The organism is Neptuniibacter sp. QD72_48 (assembly GCF_047778065.1).
In the GTDB taxonomy this organism is placed as follows: domain Bacteria; phylum Pseudomonadota; class Gammaproteobacteria; order Pseudomonadales; family Balneatricaceae; genus Neptuniibacter.
In genome coordinates this window covers 1,355,172-1,379,817 of record NZ_CP180547.1, presented here as the reverse complement: position 1 = coordinate 1,379,817, position 24,646 = coordinate 1,355,172, and the positions used below count along the sequence as shown (strand labels likewise).

Here is a 24,646-nt window from a genome sequence, read left to right as displayed (position 1 = left end):
TTAAAAATCTAACCAGCTGGGGTTAGATTGCGTATAATCCTCTCTTTTTAGCGGATCCGATCAGAACCATGCAACGTGCCGACCTTCTACTTGTTGAATTAGGATTTGCCCGCTCGCGCACCCACGCGCAACAATTGATTAAGTCAGGCAGAGTGCAAGCCGAGATCAAAGGTAAGTGGCAACTTCTTAAAAAATCCGGGCTAAAGTTAGAAGCTGATACTCCATTTGAGGTTGAAGAAGATGAAGGGGACCGTTACGTCTCACGCGGTGCTTTAAAACTTTTAAAGGCACTAGATACTCTTCAGCTCGAACTAACCGGTAAAACAGCCATCGATGTAGGCCAATCTACAGGGGGCTTTACTGATTGTTTATTACAAGCTGGAATTGATGCAGTCGTTGGAATAGAAGTAGGCCACGATCAACTGGCTGATAAGCTACGCACAGATCCTAAAGTCACTTACTATGAAGGTATCAATGGCAGAAACCTACCGCATGAGATGCTTCTAGAGCATACAAACGGTCAAGGTTTTGATCTAGCAGTCATGGACGTTTCCTTTATCTCGCAACGTAAAATTCTGCCTTCGTTAATTCCGCTTATCGCTGAGAAAGGATATTTAATTAGCCTTGTAAAGCCTCAGTTTGAGGTAGGGAAAGAAGGTATAGGTCGAGGAGGTATTGTCCGAGATAGCTCACTCTACCCCCAAGTCAAAACTCAGGTAGCAGAGTGCTGTGAGGAATTAGGGATGAATATTGTCGATTACTTTGAAAGCCCTATAAAAGGTGGTGATGGAAATCGAGAATTCTTAATCATTGCCCAGAAAATCTAATCTTTTGTTGAGTAGCTGTAAACTACCTCAACAGCCGTACCACCATTTTCATAAGTGATGCTATCACAGAGGTCGGATACTAAGGCAATACCTCGACCACTAAACTGACCCACACTGGCAGTTTGCTCATTCTGCAACCAATGCTCATAATCAAAACCTTCACCACTATCTTCTACTCGAACTAAAAGCCGTCCTCCATGTGCAAAGCGCGTATGTTGAAGGTAAAGCGAAACAGCTCCTGTCGATAGTGCCTCCAACCTTCTTTCACGTTCGCTGAAGTACTCAGCAAATCCTTCAGGAGACGCCTTAAGGCTAGATTCTAATTTCAATACACCGTGATCAAGAGCATTCACATACAGTTCAGTTAAAATACTGAAAACGCTATGCCACTGATCACCACCGCCCTCAGACTCTTGCAGTCGACTTAAAGCCTGAGCAACAGGATTAATACGAGCTAAACTTCCACCTTGCAGCTCTAAATTCCAGTTCCAGATATCTAGAATAGAGGCTTCATTAACATCCAATTCGATGCCGCAGGGTGTGATAGGTTTCAGATCATTGGCGGTCACACTTCCCGGGATATCAATCAGCGATATATCATCCTTCTGAATATTACCATCAACAAAATCGCCGAGATCTGACAAAATGATATCAACCAATTGGGTATCTGCATCATTGTTCTGTGACGCAATCGATTGATATAACCTATCTTCGCCAAACTGCTCAGCTAAATGATTTTCTGCCTCAATTACACCATCACTGAGCAACAGAATATGATCATCAGGCTTAACTTTTGTATGTTCAAAATTAAGTTCTTTAACAGACGGGATAATACCTAAAGGCGGATGGCTCGAAACAATACGCTGTACCACTACCCCCTGCGAAATCACCAAAATATCGGGTAGGCCGCCATTCCATATTTTAGCGGTACCATCCTGGCTTAACGTGACAATAGCAGTCGCAAGAAACATCCCCGTTGGTAACAGTTTTTGTAACTTACGGTTTATTTGAGCAATGATCTCTTCAGCATCATAACCCTTAGCAGTCATTGCCCTAAAGGTTTCAGAAAGCGGCAAAGCACCAATTGTTGAGGTCAAACCGTGACCTGTAAAATCCCCCAACAGGACATTCAGCTCACCATTTGGGCGAAAGGCACTCAGCTGAACATCGCCACTGAACGTTTCTGCAGGCTGTTTATGAATACGTATCTGATCAAGAGCAACGTTAGCAGATTCAACAGCACCACTTAATAACTGCTCTGCGACCTCTTCTTCCCGAGCACGTAAATGGTTTAAGCGATTAACCTGCCGATATAGCTGCGCAATTCGTCTTAGTGCAACAATTTTCCCTTCTAGTAATTCAAAGGGGAAAGGGCGCTGAATATAATCATCACCACCGGCATCAATAGCCTGACGAATGACATCTTGACCTTCTGCACCCGTAACAAAAATAATAGGTATGAAGCTATCTTTTGCGGCTTGTTTGATTTGCAGGGTCGCTTGAATACCATCCATCCCAGGCATATTGATATCCATAAGGATTAGACTGGGGTTTAACAACTCATACTTTTCGACAGCCTCTTCACCTGTTTCCGCAAAAACGGCTTCCAAACCCATCTCTTGAATCATCTGGCCTAAAATTTGACGATTCAAACGCATGTCATCAACGATTAAAACTTGATTATCGCCACTACCGCCTTGCCTTAGTTCAGCTTCAACCATAAATCATTAGCTCTCGATAGTTACAAACTGATCGAAATTCGCGATTGTCAAAATCTTATGAACCGACTCATTAGGTTTAGATATTATTACTTTGCCACCTTTCTTCTCTGCATGCTCTTTCAACAAAAGAATCATACCCAACGCAGAACTATCCATATAAGTAGCATTTGAAAGGTCTACTTTAAAAATAGCACCTTCTGTATCGACATTACGGTAAGCATCACGAAAAGATTGATGTAAGGAGTAATCAAACTGCTGAGACACAACGATATTGATTGTTTTATTATCACCAGCATTTTGTACTGAAATAGCCATACTTTATCCCATCAACTATAGTCTTTTTTGGTTAGTAGAACGCTGCTAGAACAATTCCACTTCCCCTTCGTCCATATCATTCTGTGCGACAGTTCGTGTCTGATTACGCTGTACTGACTGCTCTCTGAGTTCCTTACAACGAGCAACACAATGTCCAGCAGCAGCACCATTCACCTGATGATCTGGTGTGATTACATTTGAAATCAATGTAGATACCTCATTCAAGGAATCTACATTGTGCTCAACTGAAGAAAGCGCTTGCGAGGAGATATCCTCGAATTGCAAAGATCGTACAGCCTGATCAACACTACTACTTAGTTGAGTACCAATATTTGAAATTTCAATAACTTTTTCATTTAAGAAATGATTCATATTAGCCATATGCTCAAGCATCTGGCCCATCTTATCTTTTGTACCGATCGTATCGCTCATATCTGTAGAGGCCATTCCCCCTACTGTGCTTCGCAAGATTTCGATAGTTTCTTTAGCCGAGCCAATCTCTTCGCGAATCTCATTATTCAAACTAGCTGAGTTAATTGATAATGTACGTACCTCATCGGCAACTACCGCGAAGCCTCGACCAGCTTCACCCGCTCGAGCAGCCTCAATACTTGCGTTGAGAGCCAGTAAATTTGTCTGACTTGCTAAACCTTCAACATTTTCAATTAAGCCAAAAATACCATCCAGTTTTTCAACCATATCATCTATATGGTGAACGGTTTCAAGACTGTTCTTACTTACATCAACCATCACATTTACAAACTGATCTAAGGTGCGACTAGTTTCAGAAATAAAGCTTTGGATACTAAAGGTTTCTGGGTTTAGATTCCCTTCAGCAATATCATCCCCTTCATGGGTTTGATCAATAATTTCAGCAGTCAACGAAGCCTGACGACTCGCCAAATCATGCATGGTATGAAAACTATCACTCATCAAATGAACTGACTCTTTAATCAACCCATCTACACGCGAGACTTCTTGATTAACGATCATCGCATCGTGTACAAGCGTCTGAGAAACCTCTTTAACTGCATCATGCAGAGCAGGATCAACAGCAATTGATGCTCCCATCATTTGGCTAGATTCTTGTTCACTGCGGGTATGTGAAACGGCTGATACTTCCTTTAATACAAACTGAGAGATCAAAGCCGGAATTAGCACGACAAGACAGATGAGGGTCACGGTACTTTCAAGCCCTAAAAACTCAGCAGCTGCTAACACTAAACTTGCTGCTAGAGCAGCAACCAACATTATTTTCTTTAACGTCATTTAGCTAACCTCAATCACTCAAAATTATGACAGGTGCTGCACCAACCGTTGTGCAATATCATTTAAAGGAACAACCTCTTTAGCTGCACCTAGCTTTACAGCAGTGCCCGGCATTCCCCATACGAGACTTGTAGCCTCATCTTGAACAATGGAATGAGCACCCTTATCCACAAGGCCTTTCATAGCAACAGCACCATCCTCACCCATACCCGTAAGCATAATCGTTGTTATATTCCTTTGATCTAAAGAAGCAATAGAATTAAACATTACTTCCACAGAAGGCTTATGGCGATTTACCGGAACACCATCATCTAACACACAAATATATTCATGCCCTTTCTGTTTAATGCATAAATGGGAATCTCCTGGTGCGATATATACATGACCAGGTTTGAGTACATCACCTTCTTTTGCTTCAGCAACGTTTAAATCACAATTTTTATTTAAACGATTTGCAAAACGATCACTAAAGCTAACTGGGATATGCTGGGTAATGATTATCGGTGGCATATTGGCAGGCAATGAAGCCAAAATATGATGTAGAGCCTCAGTACCACCAGTAGATGACCCTATAGCAACAAGTTGATTTCTTGCACGCACTAAAGGCGTTTTGGAAACCACTTTGGATATTTGTTCTCGATGATTTCGGTTAAATTTCAGCTTTGCAGAAGTAGAAGCCGCAGCTTTGACTTTCGCCACCAAATCAGACTGAAATAGCTCTAGATGATCATCTGACTGTGTATTTGAAGGCTTAGCAATATAATCTACAGCCCCTATTTCTAAGGATTGCAGAGTAGCATCAGCACCTTCATGTGTGAGCGTTGACAGCATAACCACCGGCATCGGATTTAGCTTCATTATATTCTTTAAAAACGTAATGCCATCCATCTTTGGCATCTCGATATCAAGCGTTAGAACATCTGGCTTTAATTGCTTAATTTTGTCTCTAGCATCATATGGGTCAACAGCGGTACCTACAACCTCAATACTAGAATCCATGGACAATAACTCACTGATCACACCACGGACCAAAGCAGAATCATCGACTATTAATACCCGAGTTTTTTCCATATCAGGGTAATTTCCTTTAAAACAGTTCAACATCTGAATCATCTAGATGCTGATCAACATCAATTTGGTAAGAGCGCTCTTCAGCAATTACACACTGGTCATCACGATGATCAAGCTTGTTGACTAACATACGACCAGTTGTTGGAAAAAATGCAACACGGCGAGCTTGATCTCCACCTAAATCTGAGGCTATCAGTTTTAAGCCTTCGTCATCTATATACTTAAGAATGAAATCTATGTTTTGTTGACCAATATTGGCGATACCAGACATCATATTCCCACCGCCGGTTAACTTTACCTGTAAATTTTCACGTAAACAGCCATGTTTCATTAGCTCATTAATTAGCTGTTCCATCGCAAATAAACCATATCGAGAGGACCTTTGTAGATCATCATTTGGTCCACCTGTAGGCAACATAAAATGATTTAACCCGCCGTAGCTGGTTACCGGATCAAAAATACAAGCCGAAATACAAGAGCCCAATAAAGTCGTAATAACTAATTCGTCATTAGCGATATAAAACTCACCAGGCTTTACCTTAACAGCATAAAGCTCCCAGCGCGGTTCCCAGAAAGAATTAAAATGCTCGAAACCGGAAACCCCCTTAGGGCGTTTTACATCCATCGTCATCCAGCTTACCCAACCTTCCTATAGATGGTTTTACCCACTAATTCAAAGTTACTTGCATGGCGAGCTAAAGCCTCTGAATGCCCGACAAACAGGTAGCCATTTGGTTTAAGTAAAGCATGCATACGATCCAATAATCTCGCCTGAGTACTTTGATCGAAATAGATCATTACATTCCGACAGAAAATAAAATCTAAAGGACCTTCTATTGGCCAATCTTGCATCAAATTCAGATAATTAAATTTAAGTAAATCTTGAAGTTCAGGTTTTACTCTCACAAAACCTTTATGCGAACCTTTTCCCTTTAAGAACCAGCGTTTAACTTGATTACTTGGTAGGTTTTTAATTCTATCGTCTGAATAAATACCCGATTTCGCACTACTTAAAACCTTTGAATCTATATCTGTCGCAAGTAAGCGGATGTCCCAGCAAGAAGGATCAAGACCTGATTCCAGCAGCGTCATGGCTAAGCTATAAGGCTCCTCTCCTAAAGAGCAACCTGCCGACCATGCTCTAACCCGATAACAGCCATTCTGTTCAATCTCAGGAATTATGGTATTCGCTATAAAATCAAAGTGATGCTTTTCACGAAAGAAAGCCGTTAGATTTGTTGTAAGCGCATTGATAAATTGGCTAAATTCAACCGGGTTGTTATCTAAAAAAGAAAAGTAATCATCAAAATTAGAAAGCTTTAATTCTCTTAAACGACGTACCAAACGGTTATAAGCCATATCCTGCTTATGATCCGCCAGTACAATGCCAGCATAATCGTACAATTCATCCCTTACCTTAACAAAATGATTCCTTGTAAAGGTAAACTCACGGGATCTAGTAGAATCTGATGCCATTAAGGTTCCCTGAAATTAAGAAGAGTAGTAAACAGCCTACCTTGCCCTAGTAGACTGTTTAGATATTACTTAGAACTCTTCCCACTCATCTCCACTAGCACCAGCACTCACAATTGGCTGTTTTGGTACTGTACGCTTAACTTCAGGTTTTCGTTCGGTTTGGATATTCTGGTTTGCTAGCTCCCTTAGGCGACTAACACCTTCAGATTTAGCAGTAGCTTGCACTATGCTGGATTGACCCTCAGCTTCAACAACTTCAAATTGGTTAACCAAAGTTTGAAGCTGGCCTGCTTGCTCCTCCATAGAAGCAGATGCAGCTGCAACTTCCTCTACCAAAGCCGCATTTTGCTGCGTACCTTCATCCATTTGTGTTACAGCAATATTAACTTGTTCGATACCAATAGCTTGTTCACGACTGGCAGCAGCAATTTCACTGATGATTGTAGAAACATTTTTAATCGCTTCCATAATTTCAGCTAAAGCCTTACCGGATTCGTCTACAAATAGACCACCCTCTTCCACTTTTTCTACGCTATCGCTAATAAGCTCTTTAATCTCTTTCGCTGCGCTTGCACTTCGTTGAGCTAAGCTACGCACTTCAGATGCAACTACTGCAAAACCTCGGCCCTGCTCACCCGCTCGGGCAGCCTCTACAGCAGCATTCAATGCAAGTAAGTTAGTTTGGAAAGCGATCTCATCAATCACGCCAATAATTTCTGCAATTTTGGTAGAGCTCGCTCGGATATCTCCCATTGAGGTCACAACCTTATTGGAGATTTCACCGCCTTTCTCTGCCAATTTCTGAGCATCTGTTGCTTGATTACGCGCCTCATCGGCATTATCCGCATTTTGCTTAACCGTACTGGTCATCTGCTCCATGCTCGCTGCAGTTTCTTGCAGACTAGCAGCTTGCGCTTCGGTACGAGAACTTAGAGTTGTGTTACCACTGGAGATTTCAGAAGCACCTGTTGTAATACTTGCACCAGCCGTTCGAATCTCACCAACCATAGTATTCAGGTTATGCAAGGAGCTATTTAGAGCCTCATTTAGTTCTGCGAATTCGCCTTGGAAATTACCTGACATTTGCTGGGTTAAATCACCATCAGACATCGCACTTAAGACACGTTTGACTTCACGGATAGGCTCAACAACCGCATCCAGCATTTGGTTAACACCCGATGCAATATTAGCCATAAAGCCACTGTAAAGCTCGACATCAAGACGCTCATTCAATTCGCCTTGTGAAGCTTTTTGGATCAAATTAGCAACTTGGTCTTCTGCAACAAGCTGATCAGTAATATCCATCCATTCAACGACTGTACCTAAACGTTGATTGCTTTCATCAATTACCGGGTTCGCAATCAAACTAAAGCTACGCTGACCAACTTTAATTTTCCCTTTGTAAGTAGTCTTAAGCCCTTCCAACATACGACGCTGATGTTCAGGATTCTTATGAAAGATATCAAAATTAGAACCAAGAATAGCGTCGGTATCAAAATCAGGTAACTGCTGACGAATATCCTCTTCTGCATTTCTCATCATGCTAAGAACAGCATCATTACAATAGATAATATTGCCATCATTATCGGCCAGCATAACATTAGAAGAAACGTTATCTAGCGCAACTTTGATACGAGAAGCGCGGTTCGCTGCCTCCTTGGCATCATTTACTTCATAACCAAGTTTCGTCGCGAGAATTTTTACATTTCGTTTCAGCTCACCCGTTTCACCAGGCTCATCCAGTGGTATTGGTGCTAAATATTCGCCTTCGCTGATATCCAGCATGTGACGTCTAGCTTGCTCTAAAGGCTTAATAACGCTGTTTTTCAAACAGTTATTGGCACCGAACAGAACAATCAGGAAGGCAACAACAGGACCAATCATCAATGCTTCCGCAGGTAGTCCCATGAAGTAAATGGCAGCATTAATCAACAGCGCTGCAACAACCGCCACCACCGCATGATGGTTGATCTGACCACCTAGATTCTGCTTAGGAACAGCATTTGGTGACGGAATGCTTGCTTCATTGCGCTTTAACTTCGCGTAAAGAGCAGTAGCCTGTTCGACCTCTTCCTGGCTTGGACGAGTACGTACAGACATGTACTCAACGATCTCACCATTACGGAAAATAGGGGTCACATTGGCTTTAACCCAATAGTAATCACCATTTTTACAACGGTTTTTTACTAATTTTGACCAAGGGCGGCCCAACTTAAGGGTCTCCCACAGATCTTTAAAAGCAGCTGGAGGCATATCGGGGTGACGGACCACATTGTGGTTTTTACCCACTAACTCATCCCGACTAAATCCACTGATCTCGATAAAGTCCGGATTGGTATAAGTAATAATCCCCTTCAGGTTTGTTTTTGTAACAAGTTCCTGACCATCTCTGAGCTTAACTTCGCGATCCGTAACCGGCTCATTGATTTTCATTTCTTATCCTCCGCCCCTATGCTTCCACTTCAGCTTTTGTTGGCGCATCGATCGCCAACTCATCGGAATTCATTAATTCATCTATGTCCATCAGGACAATCATTTTGTCATCCTGCGCCACTAGGCCTGTGATAAATTCAGCATTTATCACGCCACCTATCTGTGGTGCTGGTTGTATTTGATTCGTAGCAAGTGTGTATGTCTCAGCAACTGCATCAACAATAATTCCCATAACGCGTTGACAACTGCCACTATCGACATTGATCACAATCACTACCGTTGTAGGCCCATATTCCACAGGTTTTAGACCAAACCGCAAACGTAGATCAATTACAGGAATAATAGCCCCACGTAAATTTAAAACACCTTTAAGGTAATCAGGCATATCTGGGACATGCGTTACTGGTGTCCAGCCTCTAAGCTCTTGAACCCTTAAGATATCCACGCCGTACTCTTCATTATCGAGTAGAAAACTAAGATATTGGTGCCCATCTGCTGTTTGTTCTAAAAGCTCAGATTGTTCCTGCCATTCAGTATCTGTCATGCCACAGCTCCCTGATTAGCCTGCTCACTCCGAGATATTTCGTTTCTTTTCTGTGCCGCTTTAGCCGTTCCAAAATCCAAACCGCGCTTCATCAGACCTGCTATATCAAGAATAAGAGCGACACTGCCATCACCTAGGATAGTTGCGCCAGCAAACCCTTCAATGCGCTTAAAGTTAACCTCTAAGCTCTTAATAACTACTTGCTGCTGACCAAAAAGCTCATCCACGATTAGACCAACTTTCTGACCACCATTTTCAACAATGGCAATTAAATGAGTATCTTGATGATCTTCTTCAATTGGTAACTTGAATAGAGAACGAAGATTAATTAGCGGTATGTACTCTTCGCGGAAATGAAGCAATTTATTTTCACCCGCAATAGGGCTCATCGCGGATTTGTTAGCAAGGATTGTTTCCACAATAGAAATCAAAGGAACAATGTAAGTTTCGTTATGAACTCGAACAAGTTGACCATCTAGAATGGCTAAGGTCAGAGGCAGACTCACACTGAAGGTCGAACCATGGCCCGGTTCAGAAGTAACGCTAACATGTCCGCCTAACGACTCAATGTTACGTCGTACCACGTCCATGCCAACACCACGACCCGACAGATCGCTTACGGCATCCGCCGTAGAAAAGCCCGGTTTGAAGATAAGTTCATTAATTTCGCTGTCGCTAAGTTGCTGATCGGCTGTTATAAGACCGTTATCCAATGCTTTTTGATAAATCTTTTCGGTGTTTAATCCACGTCCATCGTCAGTGATATCGATAATGATAAAACCGCCCTGATGGTAAGCATTAAGCTCCACTCTTCCAACTTCGGATTTACCCGCGGCAACTCGCTCTTCTGGCGCTTCCAAACCGTGATCAAGGGAGTTTCTAATTAGGTGAACCATAGGGTCACCTATTTTCTCCATAACTGTCTTATCGATCTCAGTCTGCTCGCCGGTGATAACAAGTTCTACTTTTTTACCAAGCTTACCGCTTACATCGTGAACCAAACGCGGGAAACGGTTGAAAACAAAACTAATTGGCAGCATGCGCACACGCATCACATCTTCTTGCAGATCACGTGTGTTTCGCTCTAACTGTTCCAAACCCGATTGCAGACGCTCAACTTCCGAACCACCTGTAATTTCGGCTAGCTCATCACCTACCTGCCCAAGCATGGCTTGCGTAATTACCAATTCACCAACCCGGTTAATTAAGGCATCAATTTTATCTGTATCGACCCGAATTGAACTACTTTCAGCCGCTTTTGGTTTACGAGCGGTATTGGTTTGATTTTTAGCTAATGGGCTTGATTGTTGCTGCTCAGACTTAGGTTCTGCAATTGGCTCTATACCAGGGTTTGGCGTTTGAACTGGGGCGTTCTCTTCACTTTGTAGTGGTGCAATTTGCTCAGTTGGCTCTTCGCTATCCTCTGTAGAGAATAGTTTCTGTACTTTAGCTTCAATCCCTAAAGTACATTCATCCTCAACCCACTCAAAAACCTCTTCTATATCTGCTTTACTGCATTCAGATACAAGATCTAGATTCCACGAGAGTAGCAATTGCTCAGGGTTTAGCTTATCAAAATCAACTAACCGCTCTAGATTTACTTGAATCTTGAGGTCTCCCAACTCCTCTAAGGCTTCAAACATGAAACTTGGTTCATTGCCTGTTTCAAGAATTGTAGGGCTAGGAATAAATGAGATGGACCAGCCAGCATCGCTGCTTTCAGAATCTGTTGGCAGCTCCACACTAGAGGAGGCTTCACCTTGAGAAACTTCAAGTTCACACTCATCTTCTACCCATTCAAAAACTTCTCGAATGTCTTCTTCAGAACAATCTTCAGATACAAGCTGTAACTGCCAAGAAAGAAATAGCTCTTCAGAGGTTAGCGAATATAATTCAGGTAGATCCTTAAGATTTGGTGTTACAGTCAATTCGCCTAGATCAGCTAATGCTTCAAACATAAACGCAGGCTCGTGCCCTGCCTGAAGCAGATCACGATGAGGGATAAACGTTATATTCCAGCACGATTGTTTCACATCAGTTTCTACCGAGTTGCTTTCGGTTGTCTCTGAGGCTATCTGATCTTGAGAAGGTTCTTGACCTAAAGCTTGCTCTAAGCGCTGTTGTACCTGTTGGATCTGGGCTGCATCAACTTCAGGGCCATCTTGAGCTGCTTCAAGCAACATTTTGATACAGTCTACCGACTCTAATAAGAGGTTAACGAGTTCTGGCGTTATTGACTGTTTGCCACTGCGCAGTTCATCCAACAGTGTTTCCACTACATGGGTAAAATCTGCGACTTCATTAAAACCAAACGTGCCTGCACCACCTTTTATAGAGTGAGCTGCACGAAAAATGGTATTGATCGTTTCTTCATCGGCTGAATCAAGGTTTAGAAGGCTGGATTCCATCACCTCCAAACCTTCATAGCTCTCTTCAAGGAAAGTAGCTATAAACTGCGATAGATCAATACTCATAGTTCTATCTACCGTACTACGCGCTTAATAGTGCTAAGAAGCTTCTCAGGATTAAATGGTTTAACAAGCCAACCAGTTGCACCCGCACCTTTACCCCTCTGCTTCATTTCAGGGGAACTTTCAGTAGTTAAAACTAAAATTGGTGTAAATTTAAAAGCTGGTAACTTACGCAGTTCAGCGCATAAAGTAATACCATCCATAATCGGCATATTTACATCAGTCAAAACTAAATCAAAACGACCTGTCTGTGCCTTACCTAAAGCTTCCTGCCCATTAGCCGCCTCTACTACTTGGTAGCCTTCCTGTTTAAGGGTAAAGGTCACCATATTTCTTAGAGAAGCCGAATCATCAACAACTAAGATGCTAGCCATTTATAAAAATCTCCACTTAATTCCTGAGCAGGTTAATCATTTTTTAGCGATAGAGTTTTTTCTAGTCCTAACTGACATGCAGTTTTAACTAGAGAATCTGAAGGGTTAATCCACTTTACCGCTTTTTGCAAAGTTTGAGCTTTCAAACAAAAAGCCGCTAACAGCTGTAATGCTGCAGTATCTACTCGAGTGAGCTTTTCGCCATCTAAAACGATAGAATCAGCCGCGTTAATGTAAGTGCCTAACTTTTGCTGCCATTCAGTTACATTTGCAATAGATAGCTCTTCAGGCATTGCTAATACACTGTCAGCGCCCATTATAGATGTTCCTTATTTTCTGTATGACTTACGCCCTTATACTCCCCTAATACACTCTAATTTCTAAGGGGTATAAAAAAGTATCTATAAAATTCGCCTAACTAGCCTGATATGTCAAAGGAAATTTCCTATAAAACGCTTAAATTTCAGCATATTGCTAAAAATCATAACAAGTGTTTATATATCAGCCAGTGTTCATACAAAGATAGACTGATAGATATCAGCCATTCAACCTAATAGAAGACAACTGCGCTTTACGACGATCTGTATTCTTGAGAATCATAGAACGCTCTTCTTCTGAAACTTTACTCCAGCGAAGAATTTCGTCTAAAGATCGAAAACACCCGACACAAATATCCTGATCATTCAGACAACAATTTCTTACACAAGGTGATTCAATTTGAGTGGGATTGGATTTAGAAAGCATAACCTCATTCCTTTGGCCAAACCGGCAACAACCATAACGGCAAACCATTACAATTTGATGTACCGACACCTAGCTCCTTCCGCAATTAAGTGAGGAATACTCCTCATTAACAGCATAGCAAACTTTGATCATTCCGCTCTTCAGCATTCGCTAATACAGGCCTTTTAGTTTTTAGGGAACCATTTGTGTAGCCGGCTCTCTAAATGAGCATTACCAGTATTTACAGGTTCTGTAGAAATGAAAAAAATAATTGCCATCTCAGCCATTTCAATTCTTGGCGTCGGTATTGCCACCCTATCCACCGGAAATGAGCAAGCCACCCTATCAACTGCACCAGCAATAACACAATCAAATCAGCTTGCGATAGCTACTTTCGCTGGCGGGTGTTTCTGGTGCACGGAATCAGATTTTGAAAAGCTTGATGGGGTTGTTCAAGTCGTTTCGGGTTATAGCGGTGGAGAGAAAGCAAATCCAAATTACAAAGAAGTTTCTGCCGGTTTAACCAAACACACTGAAGCGATCCAGGTTTACTACAACCCTGAAATCATCTCTTACGCAGGCCTACTCGAACATCTGTGGCGCGTTATGAACCCAACCGATGGAAATGGTCAATTTGTTGATAGAGGGAAACAGTACCGTCCAGCTGTTTACTATCATAATGCAGCACAAAAACAGGCAATCGCCCAATCTGTTGATGCACTAGTAAAGTCTGGCGTTTACGGTAAACCTTTAGAGACTGAAATCGCACCTTTTAAGAACTTCTACCCTGCTGAGGATTACCACCAAGATTATTATGCGAAAAACCCACTTCGCTATAGTTACTACCGTAATGGTTCTGGTCGCGATCAATTTTTATCAAAGGTTTGGGGTGAAAATGCTAAACATGACCTATCCCAATACAAAGGCCAAAGTTCAGATGCTGACTACCGTATCAAGCAATTCGTAAAACCATCTGAGCACTATTTGAAATCTAATCTAAGTCCACTTCAGTACAAAGTAACTCAAGAAGATGGCACAGAAAGACCATTTGATAACGAGTATTGGGATGAAAAACGTGAAGGTATCTATGTAGATATTGTCAGTGGTGAACCGCTCTTCTCATCGACGGATAAATATAAGTCCGGTACCGGCTGGCCGAGCTTTACTCAACCGATCAAGGGGGTAGAAATTGTAGAGAAAGAGGACAACTCCTTCTTTATGAAACGAGTTGAAGTGAGAAGTTCACGAGCTGATTCTCATTTGGGCCATGTATTTAATGATGGACCAGCTCCTACAGGCTTACGTTATTGCATAAACTCAGCTTCTCTTCGCTTTGTACCCAAAGAGGAGCTAACAGCCCAAGGCTATGAGCAATTTGCACAGCTTTTTAAATAAAAGTGCCCATCTACACAAATAAAAAAAGGCAGCGAGATTCGCTGCCTTTTTCTTATCCTTGATTTACTTTATCGAGCATTCCACGCGATACACTCTTCTAAAGTGACACCCTTACCGCCAAAGATATCTAGGGCGCTACCGATTGTAAGATCGACATTGCCTTGAGAAAGCTGATCCACCAGCTTTAGATCTTCTAGAGAACGCGCCCCACCAGCATAAGTTACAGGGATAGAACACGCTTTTCCTAAGAGCTTAACTAGCTCTTGATCTATACCACCCTGCAAACCTTCAACGTCTGCAGCATGGATTAAGAATTCAGCGCAATGCTCACCTAATTCTGACAAAGTATTCTCATTAACCGCTAGACTCGTCACCGTTTGCCAACGATCGGTCGCTATATTCCAACCGGTTTCCGTACGACGGCAGCTAAGGTCCAAAATAAGCTTATCAGCACCAGTTTCAGCTTTAATTCTCTCTAAACGTTCCCAGCTAAATTGGCCTTGATCGAATAGATAAGAAGTAACAATAACGTGAGATGCACCTGCTTCTAAAAACTCAGCAGCATTTTCATTATTTACGCCACCACCAAACTGCAGGCCGCCCTTCCAGGTTGATAGCGCTAATAAAGCCTGCTCTTTGTTACCAGGCCCTAAGGCAATGACGTGACCGCCCGTCAGGTTATGCTGCTGATAAAGTTCCGCATAATAAGCCGCATCATAAGGGCTGACATAGTTGGTATCAGCACCACTATCTTGCAAGCTACCACCAACAATTTGCTTAACCTGCCCTTGGTGCAGATCGATACATGGACGAAACTGTGTCACGCTATCTCCTGATCATCGAAGCTGAAAGGCGCTATTTTATAGAGCGAATCGCTTTAGGTATATGCCAATTATTTGATTCTTATACATAACGGCGCTTAGCATCAGTCACTTTAACCAAATACCGCTGGGTTTCTAATGGCATACGGCTCTGCAATCTCTGCCAAACACTAGAAGTAGATGATCGATTAATCACACTAATTGCTTGTCGACGATCACTAGAGAAACTTCGAAGAACATTACCTACACCACCGTTATAAGCAGCAATTATGCAAAACTCTTTGCTCTGAGGATCCTTTACCTCAACTAAATAGCGTGTTTGCAGAATATGCAGATAAGCACATCCCATACGGATATTATTCTCGACATTGAATAGATAATTTCTGGAAGGAGTACCGGCGCGACCATAGATCTCTTGATGGGCATCTCGTCCAGCCGTTGTTGGCACAATCTGCATGAGTCCATAAGCTGGAGCATGGCTGACCGCAAAAGGATTAAAGTGACTTTCGGTCTCAATGATCGCATACACTAAGGAGGGATTGAGATTGTATTGTCGAGAATACTTATCCACCAAAGCTGCGTAACGGTAGCGTCTTTTCAAACGGTGCTTTTCTATAAGTGGTAACTTAACAAAATACTCTGTTTTACTTACCCCATCAGCCATCTTAACTTGGCGTTTCTGCAGCGAATTTGCGATAAGGTATTTAGCATATCGTTCAGCACGCCAACCCCATCTTACAGGTTGTCCCTCGTTGTCTAATATTTGCTGGTAGAGAAAAGGCTCTCCACCCAAGGTAACCGGCGCATCAGAGTATAGGTCCACTTGGGTAGGATCTTCTGGAGACAGCAGTAAGGTAACTATCGCGCTCTGTAGCTTGCCCTGATCTAAAGTTTCAACTCGAATAAGTCCCTTTTCAAAGTCGACCACTCCTCGACTCAAATATTGATCGGTATATTTAACATAGGTCGTTGGAGTTGGCTGTAACGCTTCTTCTTCCCCCCAAACACTGCTAATCAGTTGTGAGAATTTTTTAAAGTCATTTACCAATCCTTTAGGGTTGGTCACCCAACCTGTCGCTTTGCTTCTAGCATGCGAGGTAAGCGCACCTTCAACACTCTGACCTCTTGCAACACTGGTGGCTATTCGAAATGCATCATGGGTAGTACAGCCAGCCAAACCTAAAGGAAGTAAACCCAGTAAAAAGCGTCTACGTGTGAGCATAAAGCCTCTAATCAGGTGAAATAAGGACGAAGAACTTAAACAATCTTCAGCTCAACTTTGATCTAAAACACTAACCTAATCAGATTATCGGCCGCAACGATCAATTCTCAAAACACTTACTTAATTTGTGTATACCGCCTCTCCGGACGTCCCACACTGCCATAATTAACTTCGGCTGAGAGCTCATTAGTACTGACTAGAAATTCTAGGTACCGCCTTGCCGTAGTTCGACTAGCACCAATCTCTTCACCCACCTCTTCAGCATTCAGTGGAGTATTTACTGTACAAAATACATTTCGCACTTTATCCAAAGTAATACCATCAATCCCTTTAGGTAGGCGAACCTCCCCTGTAACAGTTGAAACGCTTGAATTTTGCCCACTCGATCTAGGCAAGAGTGTATCTACATCGCTTTGCGCCAATAATTCCATCGCTTGGAGCTTTTTCAGGTGGAGTTGATAGTTTTCGAGTGTTTCTTGTAGTCGGTCAAAAACCAGTGGTTTTAAAATATAATCGAAGACACCACCACGTAGAGCTTCCCGTAATGTTTCCACCTCTTTAGCAGCGGTAATTAAGATGACATCCGTTCCCTGATTACCTGAACGTAACTTCCTTAATAGATCCAAACCCGTACCTGTAGGAAACTGGATATCAAGTAATAAAAGATCTGGCTGTAGAACCTCAACTAGGTCCTCAGCTTCTTCCAGTCCGTGGGCAATCCCAACTAACTCAAATCCAGAGATACGCTCTAAAAACCGTTTTTGTATCTCAGCTATTTGCTGATCATCTTCTGCAATAACAACCCGAATATCACTCATCTTTTTATACTTGTTAATTGAGTTTTATTTCACTGAGTATCCATCTTTAGCAATACTCATTTCTTAGAACCTACTAATAAGTCTCACTCCTGAGCTTTAGGGATATAGACAATAAACCGACTCCCCCCTTTTTCTCCTAGTTCACAAGTCACTGTGCCATTTAAATTACCTAAAAGCTGTTTAACTAGGTGCAACCCTATTCCGTGCCCATCTTTAGCTTTGCTGGTATATCCTTTTTCAAAGATTTTCTCCTGATCGCCTTCGGTTATACCTGGGCCTTGATCTTCAATCTCAAAAATTAGATCTGTACCCAGATCCAACATACTAAGCGCAACCTCACCACCTAAACCGGTATGCTCCCATGTAGCTTCAAGCGCATTATCGATTAAGTTGCCAATAATACTGACTAAGTGCTCTCGAGGAAGCTTGTCCGGTAACGATAACATTCTGCTATCGGGATCGATAATGAGGTGAAGTCCCATCTCTTTAGCACGGTTATATTTACCTAACAAACACCCAGCCAATACAGGATCGGAGACCGCTTGACGTAATAACGTGATCAACTCTTGATGACTTTGTGCCTCTTGACCAATAAGCGCCTGAGCCTCGTCAGTTGCCCCTATCTGAATCAAACCAGCAATAGTATGCAGCTTATTAGAATATTCATGTGACTGGCTGCGTAAGCTGTCTGCATACTGCTGAATTCGCGTTAGTTTTTTACTCACCATCGCTAATTCGTCTTTGCGTCTAAAGCTCGAAACAACTCCAGTAATCTGATCACCTTGTTTTAAAGGCAGACGGTTCGCAATAAGGTTATGTCCATAGAGCCAGACCTCCTCGTCGAATTGCGGCTGCCCTGTTTTTAGCACCTCTAGCATTGTACTGTCAGGTAACACTTCTGATATGTGACGCCCAGTCAGCTCTGCATAATCGGCTAAGCCTAGTGTTTCCACAGCTGTTCGATTAAAGGTTGTGATCTGTCCATCATTATTGATAGCGATTATCCCTTCACGCACCGATTCTAACGTTGCTCTTTGCTCATCAAATAAACGAGCGATCTGCTCTGGTTCCAAGCCAAAAATGGCTCTTTTAAAGTGATTAGCGAACCAAACAGCAATCATTGCGCTTAATAAAAATGACGCCCCTATAACAGCGATCAGTGTAATCCGATACTCTTCAATAATGTTTTCGACCTGATCAAGATGATAGCCAACCGATACCAGACCTATAACCTCACCCTCATTTGAAAAGATCGGCGCTTTCCCTCGCATCGACCACCCCATGCTACCTAAAGCTTTAGAAAGGTATCCCTTACCTGCAACGAGCGCCGGTGCATTATCGTCACCTTCATCATCAGACATTGGCCGACCAATTTTTTCTGTTCGTGGATGTGCTAAACGGATCCCCTGCTTATCTCCAATCACAACAAAGCGAGCTTGAGTTTCTTCTGCCAAACGTAAACTTAAAGGCTGTAAATATTGGCTATCGCCCCTTTGTACTGCGTCGATGATCTGTGGAGCGACAGCAATTGTTTTCGCTACATCTAACGCTCTTTGACCAATCTGTTCATCTAGCGATTTATGCAGGTAATGGACCGCAAAAACACCGATAAAGCCTGTCTGCACAATCGCCATTAATCCCAAAATCAGAATCATACGGCTCTTAAGCTTTAATCGGCTTAACACTTTAATATCCAAACTCATTCAGTGAACTCGCTAAATACCCTAATCATTAGATACTTTAAAGCTTAGCTAACCTCGATTAAAAAGCCCCGTAAACATTATGAACAAAATGATTTTTAAGGATTAAAAAGCCTTTAATTTCATAAGCTTCATTTGTCGAATAAACCTCACTACTTTGTAGGCATCACAAAAATAAATACGAGGTGATCTCGATGTTCGGTAAAGTTAAAAGCAAAAAAACTCTGATGGCGGCCGTATTAACTACATGCATGACAGCAGGTGTTTCCTACCAAGCTCAAGCAATGGAAAGTATTCACTTTCTAATCCCTGGTGGTGCAGGCGGTGGCTGGGACTCAACGGCCCGCGGCACAGGTGAAGCACTATCTAAAGCAGGTATTGTTGATACTATTTCCTACGAAAACATGTCTGGCGGTGGCGGCGGTAAAGCTATTGCTCATTTAATCGAGACAGCTGAACAGAAGCAAGACACCTTGATGGTGAACTCGACACCTATCGTGATTCGTTCACTATCCAAAGTATTCCCACAATCATTCCGTGACCTAACACCAATCGCTGCAACTATTGGTGATTACGGCGCCTTTGTAGTTAAGAAAGATTCAAAATACACCGACTTCCAGCAAGTTGTAGCTGATTACAAAGCCAACCCACGTTCTATCAAGATCGCAGGCGGTTCGGCTCGCGGCAGCATGGATCATTTAGTTGCAGCAATGGCATTTAAAGCGACAGGCGGCGATGCACGTCAAGTTCGCTATGTTGCTTACGATGCAGGCGGTAAAGCAATGGCCGGCCTTTTATCTGGTGAAACACAACTGCTATCAACCGGTTTCAGTGAAGCGCTTGCCCTAGCTGAAGCAGGCGAAGTACGTATTCTAGTCATGACAGGTAGCGAACGAAATGAAGCTGCGCCAGACGTCCCAACCTTAAAAGAGCTTGGTTATGACACTACATTTGTTAACTGGCGTGGTTTCTTCGCGGCACCAGGTACAAGTGAAGCCCAACAAGCAGAATTTATCGAATCTCTAGAAAAAATGTACGACACGCCTGAGTGGGAAACGGTACGTTCACGTAATGGCTGGACAGAGATTTTCAAACCAGGCCCTGAATTTATCTCATTCCTAGAATCTCAGGAAAAAGAAGTTGGCGCCCTAATGCGCGAGCTTGGCTTTCTTAAGTAAACACACTCTCATTTCGCAGCAATATCCCTGACTTAGATTAAGTCAGGCCTTCTTTACCGAGGGCTTTGCCCTTTGGCCTCTGTCGACTGGCCCTCGGTTTTTTTTAAATAGACAGTTATGGCCTCTGCCATAGCAGGAGGATCCTCATGACCTTATGCAAAGATCATATTGGTGGTCTGGTATTTCTCAGTTTGTCTGTAGCTTACGGCTACTATGCAACTCAGATCCCTTTACTGCCTGGTGATGAATTCGAACCGTTCCACGCACAAACAATTCCTAATGCTTTGGCAATAGTAGGTGGCGTACTGTCCATCTTACTGCTGGCTACAACCAAATCTAGCGATGACCAAAAGTTAGTTCTTAAAGGGTATGACTTCCCATTAGTAATCAAATTATTACTGATCGTTGTACTTTTTGCGTTAGCACTTGAATGGCTAGGTTTCTTAATTTCTACCATTTTCTTTTTAGTCGGTGGTTACTGGCTATTAGGCGAAAGAAGACCCAAGACCCTATTTATTGCATCAGTGCCTTTTGCCATTTTCCTATGGTTCGCACTAACTCAACTACTCGATATTTATCTGGCTCCAGGTAAAGCGTTAACTGTAATTTTTGGAGGCTGATCCCATGTTAGACGGAATTATTACCGGGCTTACCACTGCGGTGATGCCTTTTAACCTATTGATGGTCGTTGTTGGCTGCTTTGCAGGCACGTTTATCGGGATGTTACCAGGCTTAGGCCCTATTTCAGCAGTAGCCCTGATGATCCCAATCACTTACGGACTAGACCCATCTTCTGGCATTATTTTGATGGCCGGAGTTTATTACGGTGCGGTCTTTGGTGGCTCAACTTCATCGATTTTGATCAACGCTCCTGGCTGTGCGAGCACAGTTGTAACCTCTTTTGACGGTTACCCGCTTGCTCAACAAAAGCAGGCAGGTAAAGCTTTAGCACTTGCAGCATATTCATCATTTACAGGCGGCACTATCGGTGCACTGGTACTGCTATTTGCAGCACCTGCATTAGCCTCTGTTTCGTTGAGTTTTCAATCGAGCGATTACTTTGCCCTGATGATTCTTGGTTTAACTGCTGTAGCTGCATTCTCTGGTAAAGGCCAAGTTATCAAAGCACTCATCATGACCGTATTAGGTTTGATGATCGCTACTGTAGGTACAGATGTTACATCTGGTACAACCCGATTTACGTTTGGCAGCGTCGATTTGATCGATGGTATCAGCTTCTTGCTTTTAGCTATGGCAACCTTTGCTTTAACCGAGGTAGTTATGACTGTCCTTAAGGGTCAGCATAACGAGAAAGAAGCACCTATGGATATGAGCCAACTAGGCAGCATGAAGCTAAGCAAAGAAGAAGTTAAGCACGTAGCCCCTACCGTTGGCCGCTCCTCCTTCTTTGGTTTCCTAATTGGGATCCTTCCAGGTGCAGGTGCAACCATCGCGTCTTTCCTTGCTTATGGCCTCGAACGTAACCTTGCATCAGCCAAAGAAAAACTCAAATTTGGTAAGGGCGCTTTACGTGGGTTGGCAGCACCTGAATCTGCAAATAATGCAGCATCTACAGGCTCATTCGTACCACTTCTGACGCTGGGCATTCCTGGTTCAGGCACAACAGCAATTATGCTAGGTGCATTAATTGCTTATGGTATTCAGCCGGGCCCTCGTTTATTTCTAGATAACCCGGATGTGTTCTGGTCTGTCATCATTTCGATGTACTTTGGTAACTTGGTACTACTGATTCTTAATCTGCCGTTGATACCTTATATCTCTCGACTACTGGTTATCCCAAGACCGATCTTAATCCCATTGATCCTTTTCTTCTCGATCACTGGTGTTTATCTCGTGAGCTTTAATAGCTTTGATATTCACATGATGGCGATCATTACGGTTATAGCCATATTCCTAAAACTACTTGAGTTCCCTATGGCCCCTATGCTGCTTGGTTTTATCTTAGGCGGTTTGATGGAAAACAACTTAAGCCGTGCTTTAACCATCTCTGATGGCAGCTTTGCCTTCCTTTGGGAGCGTCCTCTGACACTGAGTATCGTCATTACAGCAATCGTAATTTTAGTCCTTCCTCCAATCATCGAAGCTTGGAGAAAGAGAACTAATTCCAGCAAGGCCCCAGGTTGCGAAGCAGCTATCTCTGAGGGTGAAGGCTAGCCCGACCCTCAATTCGATATAAGCAGGAATTTACAAGTCAGGCTGTAAACTCCTGCTCTCCAATCTTACTCAATTTTAACTAATCCATAGGAGGAATAGCGGATAACTGTGTCTGCAGACCCCAAACTGAATGCCATTTTGCAGCACGGTTTTGACATTTTAAAACTCTAAGTCGGCTATTGAGCACTTAGGATTTCACAACTGATGTCCCAGTTGTCCCGAGTCAAAGAGTCACTTACTGAAATACAAAGCTTCCCTCTGTGCTCGACACAAATCTGAGCGAGAGGTACTAAAAAATACAAAAGAGGCAAACATGAAAAAACTAGCTTTATCTGTAGCTATTACCGCAACACTCGCTACCAGCACGTCCATGGCAGCAACAATTTACAGCGCTGACGGCTTAACTTATAAGCTTAAAGGCGATTGGCAGCTTCAATTACGTGACGACTACAAAAAAGCCAATGATTTTGACGTAGAGTTTGATGATTTAGAGCTGAAGAATACAATCATTTACGATCTAGGTAACGATCTTAAAGCCTTCGGCCAACTGGATTTCTCCTTCAACGGTTCGGCCGATGATTCCAGTGCAAGCGATAGCAAATTGGAAGAAGCTTACCTAGGCCTTCAATACAGCAATTTGAAGTTAAAAGTGGGTAAAACCAATACGGCCGGTGACGAATTTGGTGTGGAAGTGGCTTATGAAACGATCCTTGATGAAGATCAATTTGATGTAGTTAAAAGCTCAGGCGACGATCTTATCCGCCTAGAAGCAAGCTTTGATAATGCCACTGTAGTTGTATCACATGAAATAGCATCAGACGGCAACGCCAGCGAAGATGGTGAAGCAACAGATCTATTTGTTAGCACTAAACTTTCTCAACTATCTCTAGCAGCAGCCTACCAAACTCATCAGGCTAGCGGTTCGACCTATTCAGATGATACTTGGGGTATTAGTGCCAAATTCGATGCTGGTTTTGCAACTTTTGGAACGGATTTCAGTTCGACTGACTATGGCAACCCAGCGACAGCTGATGCTGACATCAGTAACTTAGTCGCTATTTTCCAGCCTCTAGAAACAACACGAGTAGCGCTAGGTTACGTAAATGTAGATTCTGATGCAGACAACCAAGATGCAAGCTCTTGGTACACCAACGTGACCTATAAATTCCCATCACAGAAGAACGTATCAGTCTTCGCCGAAGTAGCTAAAGCAAGTTTTGACGATGCTAGCGTTGATTCTGAAATCGACGTTCTTGCAGGCATGCAAATCAAGTTTTAATAGCTAAACGATGGCTCAATAGGTCCTCCCCTTCAAGCTTATTGAGCCATTCTTACTTTCTGGAGAACCTCATGAAAAAACTAGCTTTGTTGGTGACACTGATTTCAGCACCTCATGTAATGGCAGATAACCAGTTAATATTGGGTGAAGGCATTAAAGTTCACGCGATCAACGGCAGCGAAAATGTATCCTCTTTTTATTCCAACGATCGATCTTTAAACCTACCTGATGGGAATAACCAACTTCTTGTTTCCTACACGGCAGAGATAAAAAATGGCAGCGATTATGAGCTAGAGCAAAGCCATCCAAGTGTACTTTTATTTAGCTCAGAGAAACAAACCCTCACACTAAAAACACCTGAGATCAAAACCGCAAGACAGTTAGAGCTTTTCAACCGCGAGCTTAACTGGAAACTTAAAAACGACAAAAACCCAATTCAATTTAAAGCAGAACTACTCCCACTAAAGGGATTCCGTTTAGGGATAGATTTTGAGAGAGAGCTAGCTGATTTTAATAGATCAAACAGCAATGCTAGCCAGCAGGTTTCAGTCATTGAAACACCCTCTGTTGTAAAAGGAGATAAAGTGACTGATGAACAAATGAAGCTGATTTTGTTGAAAAGCTTATATCAACAAGCCTCTTCTGAAACTAAAGAGGCCTTTAAAAACTTTATCCAATAATTGCGGGAAGGTTTTTGTCTCTCTGCACGATTTATTTTGAAAAATAGCTTGACAAAAACCATCCAAAATAAATTTCAACCCACTGAAAAATAAAGACTTTTCAACCTGTATTATTTTCACGCAATTTGCTGAATAGCCAAGTTTTACGGGGCCT

23 protein-coding genes are annotated in these 24,646 nt (G+C 42.6%); 7 read left to right on the top strand and 16 right to left on the bottom strand.

Translation table 11 applies throughout. The annotated features are described in order from the left end of the window. Nucleotides 1-68 precede the first annotated feature (68 nt). Entirely contained in the window at nt 69-827 is a 759-nt protein-coding gene (locus ACMXYX_RS05975) for a TlyA family RNA methyltransferase (protein WP_415897911.1), read from the top strand. Here ACMXYX_RS05975 and ACMXYX_RS05970 read toward each other — a convergent pair. The 12 genes from ACMXYX_RS05970 to ACMXYX_RS05915 all read right to left on the bottom strand — a co-directional run bounded on the left by ACMXYX_RS05970 (nt 824) and on the right by ACMXYX_RS05915 (nt 13,245). After that, entirely contained in the window at nt 824-2,548 is a 1,725-nt protein-coding gene (locus tag ACMXYX_RS05970; RefSeq protein WP_415881659.1) for an ATP-binding SpoIIE family protein phosphatase, read from the bottom strand. The genes ACMXYX_RS05975 and ACMXYX_RS05970 overlap by 4 nt on opposite strands. Nucleotides 2,549-2,554: 6 nt before the next feature. Next, entirely contained in the window at nt 2,555-2,863 is a 309-nt protein-coding gene (locus ACMXYX_RS05965; RefSeq protein ID WP_415881660.1) for an STAS domain-containing protein, read from the bottom strand. A 45-nt stretch (nt 2,864-2,908) separates the two neighbouring features. After that, nucleotides 2,909-4,132 (bottom strand): methyl-accepting chemotaxis protein, encoded by a 1,224-nt coding sequence (locus tag ACMXYX_RS05960; protein WP_415897910.1) that lies wholly within the window; start codon nt 4,130-4,132, stop codon nt 2,909-2,911. 24 nt (nt 4,133-4,156) lie between these two features. After that, on the bottom strand, nt 4,157-5,236 hold the full coding sequence (locus ACMXYX_RS05955; RefSeq protein WP_415906640.1) for a protein-glutamate methylesterase/protein-glutamine glutaminase: 1,080 nt from the start codon (nt 5,234-5,236) through the stop codon (nt 4,157-4,159). Further along, nucleotides 5,220-5,834: a chemotaxis protein CheD gene (locus tag ACMXYX_RS05950; RefSeq protein WP_415906639.1), complete on the bottom strand. Its 615-nt coding sequence runs from the start codon at nt 5,832-5,834 to the stop codon at nt 5,220-5,222. The genes ACMXYX_RS05955 and ACMXYX_RS05950 overlap by 17 nt, the downstream gene beginning before the upstream one ends. 5 nt (nt 5,835-5,839) lie before the next feature. Next, nucleotides 5,840-6,679, bottom strand: coding sequence for a CheR family methyltransferase (locus tag ACMXYX_RS05945; RefSeq protein ID WP_415897908.1), 840 nt, complete (start codon nt 6,677-6,679; stop codon nt 5,840-5,842). Between the two features lie 69 nt (nt 6,680-6,748). Further along, a complete protein-coding gene (locus tag ACMXYX_RS05940) occupies nt 6,749-9,112 on the bottom strand; it encodes a methyl-accepting chemotaxis protein (protein ID WP_415897907.1) in 2,364 nt (787 codons plus the stop codon). Nucleotides 9,113-9,128: 16 nt separating this feature from the next. Further along, on the bottom strand, nt 9,129-9,656 hold the full coding sequence (locus ACMXYX_RS05935) for a chemotaxis protein CheW (protein WP_415881666.1): 528 nt from the start codon (nt 9,654-9,656) through the stop codon (nt 9,129-9,131). Continuing rightward, nucleotides 9,653-12,130, bottom strand: coding sequence for a chemotaxis protein CheW (locus tag ACMXYX_RS05930; protein WP_415906638.1), 2,478 nt, complete (start codon nt 12,128-12,130; stop codon nt 9,653-9,655). The genes ACMXYX_RS05935 and ACMXYX_RS05930 overlap by 4 nt, the downstream gene beginning before the upstream one ends. Before the next feature lie 8 nt (nt 12,131-12,138). Further along, nucleotides 12,139-12,501 (bottom strand): response regulator, encoded by a 363-nt coding sequence (locus ACMXYX_RS05925; RefSeq protein ID WP_415881668.1) that lies wholly within the window; start codon nt 12,499-12,501, stop codon nt 12,139-12,141. A gap of 32 nt (nt 12,502-12,533) precedes the next feature. After that, nucleotides 12,534-12,818: an STAS domain-containing protein gene (locus tag ACMXYX_RS05920; protein ID WP_415881669.1), complete on the bottom strand. Its 285-nt coding sequence runs from the start codon at nt 12,816-12,818 to the stop codon at nt 12,534-12,536. A 220-nt stretch (nt 12,819-13,038) separates the two neighbouring features. Beyond that, nucleotides 13,039-13,245 (bottom strand): DUF1289 domain-containing protein, encoded by a 207-nt coding sequence (locus ACMXYX_RS05915; protein ID WP_415898233.1) that lies wholly within the window; start codon nt 13,243-13,245, stop codon nt 13,039-13,041. 339 nt (nt 13,246-13,584) lie between these two features. On the opposite strand from ACMXYX_RS05915, the gene msrB reads away from it, so the two are divergent. After that, a complete protein-coding gene (msrB, locus tag ACMXYX_RS05910) occupies nt 13,585-14,619 on the top strand; it encodes a peptide-methionine (R)-S-oxide reductase MsrB (RefSeq protein WP_415884665.1) in 1,035 nt (344 codons plus the stop codon). A gap of 68 nt (nt 14,620-14,687) precedes the next feature. Here msrB and hisA read toward each other — a convergent pair whose 3' ends face one another. The 4 genes from hisA to ACMXYX_RS05890 all read right to left on the bottom strand — a co-directional run bounded on the left by hisA (nt 14,688) and on the right by ACMXYX_RS05890 (nt 19,183). Continuing rightward, nucleotides 14,688-15,443 carry a phosphoribosylformimino-5-aminoimidazole carboxamide ribotide isomerase gene (gene hisA, locus ACMXYX_RS05905; RefSeq protein WP_415881670.1) on the bottom strand — a complete coding sequence of 252 codons (756 nt, stop codon included), beginning with the start codon at nt 15,441-15,443 and terminating at the stop codon, nt 14,688-14,690. 79 nt (nt 15,444-15,522) lie between these two features. After that, the gene (locus ACMXYX_RS05900; protein ID WP_415897904.1) at nt 15,523-16,662 is read right to left on the bottom strand and encodes a murein transglycosylase domain-containing protein; all 1,140 of its coding nucleotides are present in this window, start codon (nt 16,660-16,662) and stop codon (nt 15,523-15,525) included. Between the two features lie 116 nt (nt 16,663-16,778). Further along, nucleotides 16,779-17,480, bottom strand: a complete 702-nt coding sequence (locus ACMXYX_RS05895; RefSeq protein WP_415897903.1) for a response regulator — start codon at nt 17,478-17,480, stop codon at nt 16,779-16,781. 83 nt (nt 17,481-17,563) lie between these two features. Beyond that, complete coding sequence (locus ACMXYX_RS05890) at nt 17,564-19,183, bottom strand: ATP-binding protein (RefSeq protein WP_415897902.1); 1,620 nt, start codon at nt 19,181-19,183, stop codon at nt 17,564-17,566. Between the two features lie 191 nt (nt 19,184-19,374). On the opposite strand from ACMXYX_RS05890, the gene ACMXYX_RS05885 reads away from it, so the two are divergent. The 5 genes from ACMXYX_RS05885 to ACMXYX_RS05865 all read left to right on the top strand — a co-directional run bounded on the left by ACMXYX_RS05885 (nt 19,375) and on the right by ACMXYX_RS05865 (nt 24,492). Continuing rightward, nucleotides 19,375-20,358: a tripartite tricarboxylate transporter substrate binding protein gene (locus ACMXYX_RS05885; RefSeq protein ID WP_415881674.1), complete on the top strand. Its 984-nt coding sequence runs from the start codon at nt 19,375-19,377 to the stop codon at nt 20,356-20,358. A 146-nt stretch (nt 20,359-20,504) separates the two neighbouring features. Beyond that, nucleotides 20,505-20,978: a tripartite tricarboxylate transporter TctB family protein gene (locus ACMXYX_RS05880; protein WP_415897901.1), complete on the top strand. Its 474-nt coding sequence runs from the start codon at nt 20,505-20,507 to the stop codon at nt 20,976-20,978. Between the two features lie 4 nt (nt 20,979-20,982). After that, nucleotides 20,983-22,533: a tripartite tricarboxylate transporter permease gene (locus tag ACMXYX_RS05875; protein ID WP_415906637.1), complete on the top strand. Its 1,551-nt coding sequence runs from the start codon at nt 20,983-20,985 to the stop codon at nt 22,531-22,533. A 313-nt stretch (nt 22,534-22,846) separates the two neighbouring features. After that, a complete protein-coding gene (locus ACMXYX_RS05870) occupies nt 22,847-23,812 on the top strand; it encodes a porin (protein ID WP_415906636.1) in 966 nt (321 codons plus the stop codon). A 71-nt stretch (nt 23,813-23,883) separates the two neighbouring features. Then, on the top strand, nt 23,884-24,492 hold the full coding sequence (locus ACMXYX_RS05865; protein ID WP_415906635.1) for a DUF2057 family protein: 609 nt from the start codon (nt 23,884-23,886) through the stop codon (nt 24,490-24,492). The last annotated feature ends 154 nt before the right edge of the window (nt 24,493-24,646 follow it).